Annotated in this window: 14 protein-coding genes; 12 read left to right on the top strand and 2 right to left on the bottom strand. The window is 34.0% G+C overall.

Annotated elements, in window-relative coordinates; translation table 11 throughout:
* Nucleotides 1–78 precede the first annotated feature (78 nt).
* From H603_RS0104060 to H603_RS16425, 3 genes are all read left to right on the top strand, one after another.
* Complete coding sequence (locus tag H603_RS0104060; RefSeq protein ID WP_035675394.1) at nucleotides 79–1,374, top strand: tetratricopeptide repeat protein; 1,296 nt, start codon at nucleotides 79–81, stop codon at nucleotides 1,372–1,374.
* A 1-nt stretch (nucleotide 1,375) separates the two neighbouring features.
* Nucleotides 1,376–3,589, top strand: coding sequence for a TonB-dependent receptor (locus H603_RS0104055; RefSeq protein WP_026707380.1), 2,214 nt, complete (start codon nucleotides 1,376–1,378; stop codon nucleotides 3,587–3,589).
* A gap of 175 nt (nucleotides 3,590–3,764) precedes the next feature.
* Complete coding sequence (locus tag H603_RS16425; protein ID WP_245576085.1) at nucleotides 3,765–4,256, top strand: glutathione peroxidase; 492 nt, start codon at nucleotides 3,765–3,767, stop codon at nucleotides 4,254–4,256.
* 517 nt (nucleotides 4,257–4,773) lie between these two features.
* Here H603_RS16425 and H603_RS0104045 read toward each other — a convergent pair.
* Nucleotides 4,774–5,271, bottom strand: a complete 498-nt coding sequence (locus H603_RS0104045; RefSeq protein ID WP_026707379.1) for a GNAT family N-acetyltransferase — start codon at nucleotides 5,269–5,271, stop codon at nucleotides 4,774–4,776.
* Between the two features lie 139 nt (nucleotides 5,272–5,410).
* Between H603_RS0104045 and menD the strand changes: the two genes are divergently transcribed.
* Nucleotides 5,411–7,075 carry a 2-succinyl-5-enolpyruvyl-6-hydroxy-3-cyclohexene-1-carboxylic-acid synthase gene (gene menD, locus H603_RS0104040; RefSeq protein WP_026707378.1) on the top strand — a complete coding sequence of 555 codons (1,665 nt, stop codon included), beginning with the start codon at nucleotides 5,411–5,413 and terminating at the stop codon, nucleotides 7,073–7,075.
* A gap of 199 nt (nucleotides 7,076–7,274) precedes the next feature.
* Nucleotides 7,275–7,616, top strand: coding sequence for a DUF2853 family protein (locus H603_RS0104035; RefSeq protein ID WP_026707377.1), 342 nt, complete (start codon nucleotides 7,275–7,277; stop codon nucleotides 7,614–7,616).
* 125 nt (nucleotides 7,617–7,741) lie between these two features.
* Here H603_RS0104035 and H603_RS0104030 read toward each other — a convergent pair whose 3' ends face one another.
* A complete protein-coding gene (locus tag H603_RS0104030) occupies nucleotides 7,742–9,094 on the bottom strand; it encodes a M28 family metallopeptidase (protein WP_026707376.1) in 1,353 nt (450 codons plus the stop codon).
* A gap of 422 nt (nucleotides 9,095–9,516) precedes the next feature.
* Here H603_RS0104030 and H603_RS0104025 point away from each other — a divergent pair, with 422 nt between their 5' ends.
* The 7 genes from H603_RS0104025 to H603_RS0103995 all read left to right on the top strand — a co-directional run bounded on the left by H603_RS0104025 (nucleotide 9,517) and on the right by H603_RS0103995 (nucleotide 17,174).
* A complete protein-coding gene (locus H603_RS0104025) occupies nucleotides 9,517–10,371 on the top strand; it encodes a CvfB family protein (protein WP_026707375.1) in 855 nt (284 codons plus the stop codon).
* A 636-nt stretch (nucleotides 10,372–11,007) separates the two neighbouring features.
* On the top strand, nucleotides 11,008–11,838 hold the full coding sequence (locus H603_RS0104020; RefSeq protein ID WP_026707374.1) for a 1,4-dihydroxy-2-naphthoyl-CoA synthase: 831 nt from the start codon (nucleotides 11,008–11,010) through the stop codon (nucleotides 11,836–11,838).
* Between the two features lie 77 nt (nucleotides 11,839–11,915).
* Entirely contained in the window at nucleotides 11,916–12,431 is a 516-nt protein-coding gene (locus tag H603_RS0104015; protein ID WP_026707373.1) for a PH domain-containing protein, read from the top strand.
* Complete coding sequence (locus tag H603_RS0104010) at nucleotides 12,431–13,951, top strand: PH domain-containing protein (protein WP_026707372.1); 1,521 nt, start codon at nucleotides 12,431–12,433, stop codon at nucleotides 13,949–13,951. The genes H603_RS0104015 and H603_RS0104010 overlap by 1 nt, the downstream gene beginning before the upstream one ends.
* Before the next feature lie 152 nt (nucleotides 13,952–14,103).
* A complete protein-coding gene (gene menA, locus H603_RS0104005; protein WP_026707371.1) occupies nucleotides 14,104–15,066 on the top strand; it encodes a 1,4-dihydroxy-2-naphthoate octaprenyltransferase in 963 nt (320 codons plus the stop codon).
* Between the two features lie 26 nt (nucleotides 15,067–15,092).
* Complete coding sequence (locus tag H603_RS0104000) at nucleotides 15,093–15,770, top strand: metal-dependent hydrolase (protein WP_026707370.1); 678 nt, start codon at nucleotides 15,093–15,095, stop codon at nucleotides 15,768–15,770.
* 204 nt (nucleotides 15,771–15,974) lie between these two features.
* Entirely contained in the window at nucleotides 15,975–17,174 is a 1,200-nt protein-coding gene (locus H603_RS0103995; protein WP_084157713.1) for a tetratricopeptide repeat protein, read from the top strand.
* The last annotated feature ends 50 nt before the right edge of the window (nucleotides 17,175–17,224 follow it).

Here is a 17,224-nt window from a genome sequence, read left to right as displayed (position 1 = left end):
ATAATAAGCCTCTGTTTACTTTTTACATCACAAGCAAATTATTAAAACAAACAAATAAACAAGTAAATCACCAAGATTATGAAGCAGTACAAAATAATACCCGCACTACTATTTACAATTGTATTTATTTTTGGTTGTGAGAAAAAAACAGAACAAATTACCAAGGTTGCTGACTATGAGCAATACCTTTCAACGGATAAAAACCCATCAGTAGATTTTGCAAATAGCGAGATAAATTTTTGGCAAACAAAATATGATAAAGCCCCTAATCAATCGAGCTACTTGGGAATTATAGCCGCAAAATATGCGACATTATTTGACTACACTGGAAATATTGATTATTTATATAAAACTGAAAAATTATTAGAACAATCTAACCAAGAAAATAATTATTCAAAAGTAAACACACTCCGTTCATTAGCGCGCAATTATATTGCACAACACCGTTTTAAAGAAGCGCTTGTACTTGCAAATAAAGCTTTACTAATAGGTGAAGGCAAAGCCGAAACTCAAAAATTGCTATTTGATGTACAAATGGAATTAGGCGACTTTGATCTTGCGCTAGCAAACTTGAATGCAATTAAAGATATGAATGATTATGATTATCTTATTCGTCTTGCAAAATGGAATGATCACAAAGGAGATTTAGACACTGCTATTGGTTTCATGGAGAAAGCGAGAGATATCGCTGAAAAAGAAAATAATAAAACATTAAAAATATGGTCTTATTCAAATCTAGGTGATTTTTACGGTCACGCCGGAAGAGTTCAAGATTCCTATGATTGTTACCTAAAAACATTAAAAATAGATCCCAATTATTCCTATGCTTTAAAAGGAATTGCTTGGATAGTTTTTTCGCATGAGCGCAATACTAAAGAAGCAAAGAGAATTGTCGAAGCTATTGAAGTCGCACACAATACACCGGACTTTTATTTATTGAAATCACAAATAGCTCAATTTGAGGGGAATAAAGATGAGGCTTTAAAAGATGAAAATGCTTATTTTACAATGCTGAAAACACATGATTATGGAGCAATGTACAATAAATACAACGTTTTAATTTATGCAGATGCCAAACAAAATGCAGCGCAAGCACTAGAGATTGCTAAAATTGAAGTGGATCATCGTCCTACGCCAGATTCCTATTCTCTATTAGCTTGGTCTTATTTAAATGTTGGCGAAAACCAAAAAGCCTTGGCTATTGCCAAAGAGCATGTTATTGGAAAATCTTTCGAGCCAAAAGTGCAATACCATTTGGCTATGATTTACAAAGCCAACAAAATGAACGATAAAATTGTTCCAATAAAAGAAGAATTATTAGGAAGTTTGTACGAATTAGGCCCTAATTTTGAGCAGAGAATAAAAACCTTATAATATGCGCTACCTCACTATTATAATGACTTCCTTTTTCTTTATCGTAATGAATGGGCAACATCATAATGGTAAGATTATCGATTCATACGGAAACCCAATTGATCATGCTTATGTAGTTAATGAAACGACAAATACCCATGCTCATACAAATGAACTAGGAATATTTACGATTGATAAAACCGAATCGAATCAATCCTTGAAAATCACAGCTCTTGGCTATAAAAGAATTAGTTTTTTAGTCGAAAGCAACAACAGTATAATAGTTTTGAACGATGACATTTTTAGGTTGAATGAAATTGTTATCCAACCTAAGTTAGATGCTATGAATATCGTCTCAAAAATTGATTTAGAAACCACTCCGGTGAATTCTTCGCAAGAAATTTTAAGAAAGGTTCCTGGATTATTTATAGGACAACATGCCGGTGGAGGTAAAGCCGAACAAATATTTTTAAGAGGTTTTGATATTGATCACGGGACAGATATTGCTATTAATGTAGATGGGATGCCAGTAAATATGGTATCACATGCACACGGTCAGGGTTATGCTGATTTGCACTTTGTAATTCCAGAAACAGTTGATAAGATTGATTTTGGTAAAGGTCCGTACACAGCGAGCAAAGGTGATTTTGCAACTGCAGGATATGTTGCTTTCCAAACTAAGGATAAAATTGAAAAAAGTAGTATCAGTGTAGAAGCTGGACAATTCAATACGTTAAGAACAGTTGCTTTATTAGATTTACTGGGTAAAAATGACAAGCAATCTGCTTACATTGCCTCAGAATATATCCTATCAGACGGACCTTTTGATTCCCCCCAAAATTTTAATAGAGTCAATCTGTTGGGTAAATATTCGGCTTTGCTAAATGACAATAGTAAATTTTCAATAACGGCCTCCCATTTTTCGAGTAAGTGGGATGCTTCAGGACAAATTCCGCAACGCTTAGTAGATGCTGGTTTTATTTCAAGGTTTGGAGCTGTCGATGATACAGAAGGTGGGAAGACTTCTCGAACAAATATCAATGCGGTTTTAAGCAAGTCAATCGACGAAAACACTTTTGTAAAAGCAAATGCATATTATTCAAAATATGATTTTGAGTTATATTCAAATTTCACTTTCTTCTTAGACGATCCTATAAATGGCGATCAAATCAAGCAAAAAGACAACCGCTCTATCTACGGAATGCACGCGGAGTTGAACAAGAGTTTGAAAACTGACGATTGGGACGTTTTATTGCAAGTTGGAATAGGGTTTAGATCTGATGCTACAGTAGATACTGAGTTGTCTCATACCTTAAATAGAACAACAGTTTTAGATAATATAAAGCTGGGTGATATTGATCAAACAAATGGTTTTAGTTACGTAAATAGTGAGTTCAAATTTGGTAAACTGATGATTAACCCTGCAATCAGAATTGATTATTTTAAATTTAACTACCAGGATAAATTGCAAGATGGGTATAAAACGCAAACAGAAACGGAAGTTAAGTTGTCACCAAAATTAAATTTCATATATTCACACCGCAATGATTTACAATTTTACTTAAAAAGCGGAATAGGATTTCACTCGAATGACACTCGCGTTGTGGTTGAAAATAATGGTAAGGAAATTTTGCCTACAGCTATTGGAGCTGACCTTGGAACAATCTGGAAGCCGTTTCCTAAATTATTAATTAATTCAGCGTTATGGTATTTATACCTGCAGCAGGAGTTTGCGTACGTGGGTGACGCTGGAATAATTGAACCAAGTGGAAAAACAAGAAGAATGGGAGTAGATCTTGGACTTCGTTACCAATTAAATGACTATATTTATTTTGACGCTGATGCAAACTATACTTATGCCCGCAGTATTGACGAAGTAAAAGGAGAAGATTATATTCCGTTAGCACCTGATTTTACCGCTACTACCGGTTTGAGTTTTCAAAAATGGAAAGGGTTTTCAGGAGGTTTGCGTTACCGCATATTAAAAAGTCGTCCTGCAAATGAAGATAATTCAATAGTCGCAAAGGGATATGCGATAGCCGATTTTAATATAAATTACAAAATTAAGAATGTCACTTTTGGTATTTCAGTGGAAAATTTATTTGACACAGAATGGAATGAAACACAATTTGCAACAGAGTCTCGTTTGCAAAATGAGATTGCCAGTGTAGAAGAAATTCATTTCACGCCTGGAACACCGTTTTTCATGAAAGGAAAAGTGACCTACACGTTCTAATAAAGAATTCATAATTTGTTTGTTTTTGTTACTAAGCCCAGTTTTGTTTGTTTGTTACTGGGCTTTTTTATGCGCTGTTGCGAAAATTTGATTACTTTTAGTTAGAAATTAAGAAGCTTTTTTTTCGAAAGCGACGCTCAATCCTTATCATAAAATAACATAACAAAACGACAACATAAAAATGGAAGATAAAACAATATACCAATTCAAGACAACTGACTTAGCAGGAAACACCTTTGATTTTTCTAGTCTTAAAGGCAAGAAAATGATGATTGTGAATACGGCATCTCAATGTGGATTGACTCCGCAATTTGAAGGATTGGAAGCAATTCATAAAGAATATCAAAGTAAAGGATTCACGATTATAGGATTTCCCTCAAATGATTTTGCAGGGCAGGAGCCGGGTACAAATGAAGAGATTGCTACTTTTTGTGAGCGCAATTATCGTGTCACCTTTCCTATGATGAGTAAGGTTACCGTAAAAGGGGAAGGTATTTGTGAAGTTTACCAGTTTTTGACCAAGAAAGAAAAAAACGGTGTTGTAGATTCTACCGTTGAATGGAATTTCCAGAAATACTTGATTAATGAAAATGGAGAAGTAGAAAAAGTTATTTCACCACAAACATCACCCACAGATCCCGAAATTACTGATTGGATAAAATCGTAGCTATATTAAAGAATAAAAGAGCCTTAAGTGGCTCTTTTATTTTTCATATACATATCTTTTCATATGAGCGATTAGTACCGCTTGTTCTTTCTGATTTTTACTTGCGTTAAAAAGGCTACTAATATCTAAGAAGGCAGTTTCTGCATCTATAAAATACAAATTTACACGATCATTAACCCGTCCAGACCATTCTTTACAGTCTCTTAGAGAAGTTAAATCAATGGTTTGTTCCTTGATGAATGTTAAAATTACCTTTTTCTCCCAGCGTACAATTGCTGTTTTTTGTTGGTCATTAATGATAATTTCAAATGTTCCTGTAAAATATTTGCACAGAGCATACCCTGAAATAAAACCTAGGACAAAAAAAAAGAGTTACAAAAATAAATTTTGACCAAAATTAAAGAGTAGTACAAATGAAAGCATCAATATAAACCAACAAAGGACTACAGCCAATACCGATATAGTCTCAAATTTATAAGTGGTGATTTCTTTCTGTTTCAAAATTTAAGTTTTATAATTATTTTAAAATCAATTGCATAAAAACCGAGTGCAACCAGCGCTCAAATTTCCATCCAGATTCTTTTATGAGTCCTACAGTTTCAAATCCGAACTTTTCGTGAAAATCAACACTACTCTGATTTTCAGAATCGATTACTGCAATCATGGTGTGAATTCCTTGCTCTTTTGCAGCGGCAATTAATTCTTTCAACAGCAATTTGCCTATTCCTTTACCCTGAAAATCATTACTAACATAAACGGAGTGCTCCACAGTGAATTTATACGCTTCTTTGAATCTAAATTCCCCATACATTCCAAAACCGGCTACAGCACCATTAACTTCAGCGATAATTATGGGAAACCCTTTTTTTACCTTATCCTCAAGCATGGCCAATTGAACCTCATATGTTCTAACATTGTAATCGTACAGCGCCGTTGAGTGCAGAATATTGTAATTTAAAATGTCCAAAATCGCTTGTGTGTCTTCGGTTTTATAGTTTCTGATATTGATGTCCATGAGGTTTTATTTTGTTTCCAAATTTAGCAAAAATCAGTTAAAATAAACCGAAAAGAGGAAGCAAGTTTGTAACTTTGTAGTAATTGATGTTAGAGCCATTTTCAAGTGTTTCAAGCATTAAAATCTAAACTAAATAGTAATGATTTATCCAAAAATACCTTTAGCACAAAGTGTAATCGAAATATGCTTAGCCAAAGGAATTACCACCGTAGTAATCTCTCCAGGATCAAGAAATGCACCATTAACAATAGGCTTTTCGAGTCGCTCAGAATTTGATTGTTATAGCATTGCCGATGAACGCTCAGCAGCTTTCTTTGCTTTAGGAATTGCACAGCAAAAACAAACGCCTGTAGCTTTAGTTTGTAGTTCAGGGTCAGCCTTATTAAATTATTACCCAGCCTTTGCAGAAGCGTTTTATAGTCAGATTCCGCTTATAGTGCTTTCTGCAGACCGACCTCAAAACAAAATCGATATTGGTGATGGTCAAACGATTCGTCAAGAAAATGTATATGCAAATCATAGTTTGTACAATGCCAATCTAACCGAAGAAGCTTCAGAGAAAAATGATTACGAGATAAATAGGGCTATTGATACTGCAAAATATCAGTATGGTCCTGTACATATTAATATTCCTTTTGAAGAACCCTTATATGAAACGGTAAATACTCTTTCTATAAGTCCAAAAATGAGCAGTTATGAAAATCAAAAAGTTACTCTAACTTCGACTGATTTAGTGGAATATGCTGAAATATGGAATAACTCCAGTAGAAAAATGGTTTTAGTAGGGGTAAATCCTCCAGAATTTGTAAAGCAATTCATCAGTGATTATTTAGCAAATGATCCCACAGTAATTGTTTTAACAGAAACAACATCTAACTTACACCACCCTGCTTTTATAAACAATATTGATACGATAATAACTCCATTTACTAAGGATGATTTTGAAACGTTCCAACCTAACATTCTATTGACTTTTGGAGGAATGATTGTTTCAAAGCGTATTAAAGCATTTTTTCGAAATTATAAACCACAGCAGCATTGGCACATCGATCCTTTGCGCGCTTATGATACTTTCGGTGCCTTATCAAAACATTTCGAAGTTTGTCCGAATGACTTTTTTGAAAAATTTATTCCGTTGCTAGATCAATCTATTACTAGTGACTATTCGAATAAAATGGCAGCTGTCGTGGCTTTGCGAAAAATAAGAACTGCAAACTATTTAGAAACTATTCCGTTTTCAGACTTTAAAGCATTCGAAAAAGTAATCGCGTCACTACCTGCAAACTCTCAATTGCAAGTAAGCAACAGTTCGGCCATTAGATATGCACAATTAATCGATATTGATCCGTCAATTGAGGTTTTTTGTAACCGCGGAACGAGTGGAATTGACGGAAGCACATCAACTGCAATAGGGGCGGGGGTTGCGTCAGTAAAACCAACAGTATTTATTACTGGTGATGTTGGTTTCTTATATGACAGTAACGCGCTATGGAACAATTATATTCCTAAAAATTTTAAAATCATCCTTATTAATAATGGAGGTGGTGGTATTTTTAGAATTTTGCCTGGTCATAAAGAAACGCCTGTTTTTAATACCTTTTTTGAGACGGCACACAGTCTAACTGCAGAACATATGGCAGCGATGTATAAACTAAATTACAGCGTAGCAAGTGATGAAGAAAGTTTAAAAATTGCATTGAAATTATTGTATGAAACTAATGATGCTCCTACAATTTTAGAAGTTTTTACCCCCATGATTGTTAATGATAAAATACTATTAAGCTTTTTTAAAAACCTAATTTAGGACTGTTCACTAGTTAACGAAATGATTAAATCGTAATAAAAAGGCTATTTTTAAAATTTAGAACTTCTTTTTGGGTTAATTTCATCGGATTTAATAGTAGTTCGTCTATTTTTACGATAATAATTTAATTTCGTATTTTTTAGGGATAATATTTAGTTAAATTTGGGAAAATAATAACTACAAATAAAAACTTAAAATTATGAGTAAGAGAGACGAATTGATTGTAAAGTATGCAGCTGATCTTAAAGACAAATGTGGAGTTACTCCAGATATGGATTTATTAACCAAAGTAACAATTGGATGCGGTCCATCAATTTACAACACCGATTCTTCTACAGTTGCAGGTAGCCAGCAATCTGAATTGGATACGGTGAAAAATAACTTTTTAATCAAGAAGTTAGGATTAACAGATAGTAAAGATCTAGATGCTGGAATCGATGCTGTTATGGAAAAGTATGGTCGTTCTAATAAAACTAAACATAGAGCTGTAGTATATTATTTACTAGCAGTTCACTTTAAAAAAGAAAGTGTTTACAACTAGTTAATAGTTAGCACAAATAAAAAAAAGCGCCTTTTAAGGCGCTTTTTCTATGAATAAACATTTCATCAGTAATTTGCAATTCGATTAAAAAATTATATGTGTCATATAATTTTTTAATCAACGCATTATCTCACGGGAACAGGAAATACAGGTAAACTACTATGCCCTAATTCATCTACTGCTTGAACTGCAAATAAAAAGTTGTCTTTAGAATATGGAATGGTTGCTTTAGTATCAGTTACAAAAATTGATTTTTGCCATCCTGCATCAGATGTTTCTCTAATGAGAACTTGGTAACCATAAGGAGCTTTTCCTTCTGGTGCTTTCCAAACTAAATTTGAGAAATTAGTTAAATCTTTTACTTCAATACCTACAGCTGTGGGTGCGTTTGGAGACCAAGCAAGATTTGCAAGAGTAACCAAATTTGAAGCTGTTATTTTTCTTAAATAATCAAAATCCATGAATTCAGGCAAATCGCCATATTTTACGGCATTTTCTGTTCGTAAATCTTGATGCTGATGATCAAAATTCTCATTCATTTCACAAAAACGCACCGCAGTAAAACCATTTTGACTAAAAGGTGTGTGATCACCACCACGTAGAAAACGATCATTACGGTAAACCAAATTTACTTCAAGTTGCGGTACATATTGCTCCGTAACCGACTTAATATAGCGTGCTAATAATCGTGACGGACTATCGTTATCGCGATTTGTAAGTTTTCGCATTTTAGCTTCATCGGCTGTCTCTAAGTAGGGAGTAGCTTCGCTGAAAATTCTAAATTTAGTATTGTCTCTTAGATTGGTTCCACTAGAAAGGCTATTACCAATCATGTCATTGTTAAGCATGGCAACAATATTCCAATTTTCACTTTTTGCTTTTTCAGCTAAATGTTTTGCACCATACAATCCTTGTTCTTCTCCTGTAAGAGCAACGAATATAATGGTAAAAGGATAACTTCTTTTACTCATGATCTTTGCTAATTCCATCACCGCTGCTACACCTGATCCGTCATCGTTTGCACCAGGTGCGTCAGACTTGGCATCCATTACATCTGTAACTCTAGAGTCGATGTGACCACTAACGATTAAAACGCGGTTATCATTAGCATCTGTTCCTTTTAAAGTCCCCATCACATTAGCTAGCTTGCTATCATTTGCGATGCGACGACCATCTGCTTTTACATCAAAAAAATCAATGTTTGCTGTTAATCTGCCATTTGAAGCGGTAGCATATTTGTCAAATTCTGATTTTACCCATCTTTGAGCAGCGCCTATTCCGCGACTGTTGCTCTTTGTGTCACTTAAGGTATGGCGCGTTCCAAAAGAAACTAATTTTTTAACGGTAGTTTCTAGATTGTCAGCTTTAATTTCTGAAATCATTTTTGAGATTTCGGGATCTTCGATTGTGCGTTGTGCTATTGACTGCTGTGAGAAAAAAAGCAAGGCCAGTAGGCAAATAATAGGATTTGGTTTCATTTTTTGGTGTTATTTATTATTGTATTAAACCTAATAATATGGTGCTGTAGTCTAATGACGTCCAATATAAGGGAGTGATTAGTGCACATTCAATTATTAAAAGTTTAAAAATAAGTAAAAAAGTGAAATTATAGTGCATCGTCAACAGTTTTAATACTTGTTTAAGCGAATGATGTTTATAAACTTCTGAACGATTTGAGTTGTGAAAGTCCTATAATATTGTGATTGTTGTAACTAGCCCTGATGGAAGCGTGTATCCTTTTTTGGCTGGCGTTCAGCCAAAAAGATACTGCGTACAGCAGGACAATGGTTTCTTGAGAGCAGTGTATGTTATTGCTACATAAAAAGATTAGTTATTATATAGAAGCATGATAGAAGTATTTTCAAACTTCGTACCTTTGCGGCTTAGAAAATTGAATAAAATGATTGAAATAGGAAAATACAATACACTTACAATACTTCGAGATACTCAAGTTGGATTATTTTTGGGAACTCCAGAAACAGATCCTGTAGGAATTCACGATGTGCTTTTACCTAATAAATATGTTCCAAACGAATTTGAAATAGGAGAGGAGCTTATTGTTTTTGTTTATTTAGATCATGAACAACGTCCAGTGGCTACTACGCTTGAACCTTATATTTTACTAAATGAGTTTGCACTTTTACGTGTGAATTATGTGAATCAAGTAGGTGCTTTTATGGATTGGGGAATGGAAAAAGATATTCTAGTTCCGTTTAAAGAGCAAGCGCGTCCTATGGAAAAAGGAAAACGCTACTTGGTCTACCTGTATATGGATGAAAAAACCAATCGTTTAGTCGCTTCGAGTAAAACGAATCAATTCTTGAAAAATGAGGAATTGACTGTTGAAAAAGGAGAGGAAGTTGAATTAATCGTTTCGCACATTACCGAAATAGGAATTAATGTGATTATAAACGAGCGTCATAAAGGGTTGTTGTATAAAGATGAAGTCTATGATGATGCAATACGCACGGGAGACCGCATGCGTGGATACATTAAAAATATACGTCCTGATAATAAAATTGATGTTGCTCTGCAAATTCAAGGGTACCAAAGTATCGAACCCAATGCTGATTTAATCATGAACGAACTGCGTGCCAGTCGTGGTTTTTTAAGATTGACTGATAACTCACATCCAGAGGATATTAAGACGGTTTTAAAAATGAGTAAAAAAACATTTAAAAAAGCAATAGGTGCTTTATATAGAGAAAAATTAATCGAAATTAAAGAAGATGGAATCTATTTAATCACAGAATAAATTATTTCACTACCCCATAAAAAAGAAAGACTAATCGTAATGATTAGTCTTTCTCGTTTAAATACCTGAATAAAATGCGGTATTATAAAATTGTAATTGCAAAACCGTGTATGTGCTGTTTTGCGATGTTGTATTTACCGTTTTTTAACTATTAAATTCAATTGAGGCTCAAATTCACATTCGGAACCGTTGGTTTGATCTATTGCTGTAGATTTTACTTTTTCATTTTATAGATTAATCTTTAATCAAGTATAGTAATCTACTCTTTTAACCTTAGGTGTTACTATTGAAATATCCTTATTTCATTTAATAATTTCCTTTTAGGCTCTTTTTCTTCGATTTTTAATTTGAACACCGTACAAAAAAGAGTGGTAAAACTTTTTAAATTTTTCAAAAGCATTCTTTTTTTAGGTTAATAATTCAGTTAAATTTCTGTAATCAAAAGGTATTGCATTGATTAACAGTTATAAAATTAGTAAAAAATAGTATTGGTAGCTGTTAAATATTTGTTTTTTTTTCGAAAAGGAAAATTTTGTTCTTGCTACTATTTCATTTAGTTAAGGTTTAGCTAATGTGGAACGTTGTAAACTGTAAAAAATGATTTATTTTTACACTATTAAATTAAAAACTCATACTATGGATTGGATAACTGCTAGAGAATTTGAAGATATAACGTATAAAAAGTGTAATGGTGTGGCACGAATTGCGTTCAATAGACCTGATGTGCGCAATGCTTTCAGGCCTAAAACAACAGCCGAATTATACCAAGCTTTTTATGACGCTCAAGAAGATACTTCGATAGGAGTTGTTTTGCTTTCAGCAGAAGGACCTTCATCTAAGGACGGAGTTTATTCTTTTTGTAGTGGTGGAGATCAGAACGCACGCGGGCATCAGGGATATGTGGGAGAAGATGGGCAACACCGCTTAAATATATTAGAAGTGCAGCGATTAATTCGTTTTATGCCTAAGGTTGTTATTGCGGTGGTTCCTGGATGGGCTGTAGGTGGAGGACATAGTTTACATGTTGTATGTGATATGACTCTTGCAAGTAAAGAGCATGCAATATTCAAGCAAACAGATGCTGATGTGACTAGCTTTGATGGTGGTTATGGATCAGCTTACTTGGCTAAAATGGTGGGTCAAAAGAAAGCAAGAGAGATTTTCTTTTTAGGTCGCAATTATTCAGCTCAAGAAGCTATGGATATGGGAATGGTGAATGCAGTGATTCCTCATGCAGAATTAGAAGATACTGCTTATGAATGGGCTCAAGAAATCCTTGGGAAATCGCCTATGGCTATCAAAATGCTGAAATTTGCAATGAATCTTACTGATGACGGTATGGTAGGGCAACAAGTATTTGCTGGAGAAGCAACGCGTCTTGCTTACATGACCGAAGAGGCTAAAGAAGGTAGAAATGCATTCTTGGAAAAACGCAAGCCAAATTTTGAAAAAAAATGGTTGCCATAATAATAAATCAGTTTGTAAAAGTTTAAAGAGTATAAATTCTTTAAACTTTTACTTTTCTTGAAAACCAAATAAAAGCAATGGAGAATTTTACAAATGAAGTAATTGATATAGCAGCGCTTCCAAAATATGAGACTGTATCGCTAACGCACTTAGATCCTAAGTACACTACAGTGGTAGGAATTACAATTCTTATTACTTTTTTGATTTTCGGTTCAGGTCTTGGAGCAGTTTTATATTTCAATCCAGAGTTGCTAGTTTTTTCCACGCAATTGTTGATTGGTTTTGCTGTTTTTTTTGCTGTATTTGTAACACTTTCTTTTATAAGCTTACGCAAGAAAGCCTACGCTTTTAGGGAGCACGATGTAATATATCAACATGGAATAATCGCCACAAATACTATCGTAATTCCTTACAATAGAGTGCAACATGTTGCCTTACATGAAGGCTTTGTAGCAAGAATTTTTGGTTTGGCTCGAATAGATATTTTTACAGCTGGAGGTAGCTCAAGTGATATAGCGATTCCGGGAATTGCTTTAGAGCAAGCAGAGGATATCAAGCAATTATTGATGGGTAAAATTCAAAAGAAATTGTAATGGAGCCACAATTTAGCCTACCGCAAAGGCAATCAGCTATTGGGGTTTTAATTATGTTTTTCAATACACTGCAAAAAATGCTTAGGGGTTTGGGACCTTTATTTCTAGTGTTTGTTGTTAAATACGACTCCGAATTTAAACAATACGGATATGCAGCTATTGCAGTAGTACTTTTTTTAACGGTATTAATTGCTTATTTAAAATATAGAAATTTTACTTTTTATCTTGATGATGAAAATAGAGAATTTATTATTCAAGAAGGAATTTTCAATAAGACCAAAACAATTATTCAGTTGGATAAAATCCAGCAAGTAAACATTAATCAATCTTTATTGCAAAGACTTATTAATGTCTATGAAGTAAATGTTGATACGGCAGGAAGCGATGCTAAGGAAGGCGAGATAAAAGCTGTCGATCACAAATTGGCTTTAGCCTTAAAAGCAAGATTGCTGGAAGTAAAATCTCAGCAGAAAGATTTTCTTGGTACAACTGTGGCAGATGAGGATATTCTAGTTGATGAATCTAGCATGGAAAGTGAGTCTCAACTGTTTTTGAAAATCAGTTTTAGAAGCTTGTTTAAAGTTGGAATCACTTCTAACTATGTAAAAACATTTACGCTAATTTTAGCTTTTTTTACAACAATCTATGAAAACGGAAAACACATTTTCTCTGAGCAAGATTTAGACAAGCAGAATAAAAATTTAGATCATTTTTTTACTAGAAGTTCAGATATTGCGGCATTGGTTTTTATAGTAATCGTCCTTATTTTAGTCGTTAATCTTGTTCGCGTAATTTTCAAATATTTTGATTATCAAATAAAAAAGCAGCATGATAATTTACTATTATCATTTGGTTTGCTTAGCACTAAGAGTACTATAATAAAACCAGAAAGAGTTCAAATTGTGACAATTACTCGCAATTATTTCCAGAAGAAGATGAACATACTGGAGCTTAAAATCAAGCAGGCAAGCAGTGGAGTAAAACAAGAAAAAAAGGCTTTAATCGAAATTCCGGGTTGTAACGAAGTTGAGAAGGAAGCCGTTCTAAAAATGTTGTTTGATAAAGCACCAGAAAAAGGGCTAATGTTAAAACCAAATTACAGAAAGTTAGTTTTCTCTCTCTTCCTATTCATCTTTTTACCATGCACTGCTTTCTGGAGCTTTGCTTATTATGTAGATCCGGAGGTGTTCGACTATAAATATGTGATGGTAATTTATAGCTTGTTTTTATTGCTAATTCTAGTTTTTGGATTTAGAAACAACAGACTTTATGTTTCAGATGATTTTATCATTAAGCAAAGCGGTGCTTGGGATGTTGATAATAGTATTATTGAACCTCTGAAAATTCAGGCAATTACAACATCGCAATTATTTTGGCATAAAAAAGCCAATATTGGTTCTGTTACAATTCACACTGCTGGAGGAGATTTGTCTTTTCAGTTAGGAGATTACGCAAAGATTAAAGATTACGTAAACCTTTGGTTGTACAAAATTGAGATTTCAAATAGCAACTGGATGTAATTTTTTCTTTCGAAAAAGAGAAAAGTATCAAGATTTTAAAAAATAGTATTAAGATAATCTAGATCAAGATAAAACAAATTTTAGAGCATTACTTTAGTGCACTCTAAAGCCATTTATAACAATAAGACAGATAATAAATTAAATAAATTAAAATGAAACATTGGATTGAAGCTGCGCGATTACGAACATTACCATTATCAGTTTCTGGTATTATCGTAGGAAGCATCTATGCGCTAGCACACCCTACAGCAGATATATTGACGCCAACTGAGGTTTTTAACTGGAAAATCTTTGGGTTTGCTATTTTAACAACTTTGGGATTACAAGTGCTATCCAATTTTGCTAACGATTATGGCGATGGAGTAAAAGGGACCGACAATGCTAATCGAGTAGGCCCTATGCGCGCCATTCAAAGTGGTGTGATAACACCTGCACAAATGAAACGTGCAATTATAATTACTTCGTTGCTCACGTTGCTTTCTGCGATGTTATTGATTTACTACGCATTTGCTGATACTAATTTATTCTACTCGCTATTCTTCTTGATATTAGGAATCGTTGCAATTGCATCGGCTATTCGTTATACTGTGGGGAGTTCAGCTTATGGGTATAAAGGATTTGGAGATATATTTGTATTTGTATTTTTCGGACTTGTAAGTACTCTAGGAGTTAATTTTTTATATTCTCAAGAGTTGGATTTTGAACTTTTCTTACCAGCTGCAGCAATTGGTTTACTGAGCGTGGGAGTTTTAAATTTGAACAACATGCGCGATGAAGATTCTGATAAAGCAGTGGGTAAAAATACATTAGTGGTAAAAATGGGATCGGAAAATGCTAAAAAATACCATTTTGCATTGGTGATTACTGCAATGGTTTTGGTGTTAATCTTCGCAGTTATTAGCAATTTCCAAATAGATCAATACTTGTTTTTACTGGCTTATTTCCCTTTAACTAAACACTTAGTCAACGTATATAAAAATCAAGAAAAAAGAGCATTAGACCCAGAATTAAAAAAATTAGCTTTAAGTACCTTTGCGCTATCAATATTACTAGCGCTGAGTATGATTTACTTTTTTTCTGATGTTGTTGTGAACACCTTTCTTGGTGGAAGATAATTATTAATTTTTTTAAATTTCAAACGATGAAAATCACATTTTACGGACACGCTTCTCTAGGTATCGAAGTAGGAGGCAAAAATATTCTTGTGGATCCATTTATTACAGGAAACCCAAAAGCAGCACATATTAATATCGAGACTTTAAAAGCCGATTATATTTTGGTAACTCACGCTCACGGAGATCACGTAGGTGATGTCGAAGCAATTGCTAAAAGAACTGGCGCAACGATTGTCTCTAATGCTGAAATTGCTGGTTACTACGGTACAAAAGGTTTGACGGCACACCCAATGAACCACGGCGGTAGCTGGAAATTTGACTTTGGTAAAGTAAAATATGTAAATGCAATTCATTCAAGTTCATTCCCTGATGGTGCTTACGGTGGTAACCCAGGAGGATTTGTCGTAGAAACTGCGCATAAAAACATATACATCGCTGGAGATACGGCTTTGACAATGGACATGCAATTGATTCCTATGAGAACCAAATTAGATTTGGCCATCCTTCCTGTTGGAGACAACTTCACTATGGATATCGAAGATGCGATTATAGCTTCAAATTTTGTTGCGTGTAATAAGGTTTTAGGATATCACTACGATACTTTTGGTTACATCGAGATCGATCATAAAGAGGCTGTTGAGAAATTCTCAAATGCAGGAAAAGAATTGACTTTGCTTGAAATCGGAACAAGTATCGAGTTGTAATATTCCTTAAAATACCATTAAGAAAACAGGCTTTTTAGTCTTTCTTAATGGTATTTTATGTTTAAACAATAGTGGTCTTTAATTTTTTAGGAGCTATTTCCAGCTGTACGTTGCAATCTTTATTGTCTCCCGCTTATCAGCGAGATATAATAAAGGATTTCTACTTCCATCTGGGCTAGTATTAATTGTAAACAAGAGGTGTACGTGAAAAAGATAATTGCAATAGTATTGATTAGTATATTTTGTCCAAAAGTTCAGGCTCAGCAAGACGGTTATTGGGACAAAGACAGAGCTATCACTCAAGAATTAATTGTTTCTGCCGGCGAGCGTGTGGTTTTTAAAGCAGACGATTTCCCAATAGGAACCACAGAGTTGATTTATAGAATCACACTTTTAGATGATAATCAACAGCTGGCAACTAGTTTAGTCTCGCTGCTAAAAGCAATTCCAGATCCCACAGGAATTAGTCAAGGTTCTGCAGGAGCTGTTTTTTTAATGTCTAAAATTTCTGGTCAGGACAAATGTAAGTACGCCATTTTTACTGCAAGTGATGTGGCAGCAACATATTTAAAGACGGGAAAAACTGATCAAGCTTGTTTTGTTCAAAATACAGCTTTAAGTAAAGAAGCAAAGCGATTGTCGATTGAGAAGTCACTTTGTGTCCAAGGTCTTAAAAACGGACTCTATTTTGGGTTTCAAAGTTCGAACTGGATCATGAAGCAAAAAATTGTTCTCGAAATTGTGCCATGGATTGATTCAAAATTAAATAGAGGTTGGACTCTTGAAAATAGAAAGACCGTAATCAATCAGTGTAAAACATCTGCCTTAGCTAGAAGAATGGCAGATTCAGATGACTTTTGTATCTGCGTAGAGGAGAAAATACAAAAGAAATTTAAGTATCAAGAGTTTCAAAAATTACTAGCAATTGAACAAGCAAAAAATTATAAAGATTTTGGAGCAATCTGTTTTGAGGAAACGGGCGGTTCTAAGGCATTAATTGATGGGTACCGGACTAAGGCTTCAGTTTTTGAAAAAAAGGCCGATTATAGCAATGCTATAGCGCAGTATAACTTGATCATTAATGATAACAAGGCGACTGTGGCTGATTTTAGTGCAATTGGATTTGATCTGATTGTGACCAAGCAGTATGTAAAAGCGATTAAATTTTTGAAAGAAGGGGAAAGTTTGGACGACACGGATTTAGCTATTAAACTTAATTTGGCTCACGCTTATTTGTTAAACAACGATTTTAGATCGGCTAGAAATTTGTACAAAGAATATTTCAATCAAAATATAAGTGATACGATTAGTTGGGTAGAAAAAACAAAAGCAGACTTTGAGCTTTTCAAAAAATTGGGTTTGCCTTCTGAAGATTTTGAAAAAATATTAAAATTGATGAAGTAGGAAATTAATAGAAAGATATTTACTATTTGCTCAATTCTAATAGTAATTAT

It is taken from the genome of Flavobacterium frigidarium DSM 17623 (genome assembly GCF_000425505.1).
In the GTDB taxonomy this organism is placed as follows: Bacteria; Bacteroidota; Bacteroidia; order Flavobacteriales; family Flavobacteriaceae; genus Flavobacterium; species Flavobacterium frigidarium.
The sequence above is the reverse complement of the archived record's forward strand: the minus strand, read 5'-3'. Positions and strand labels throughout refer to the sequence as shown.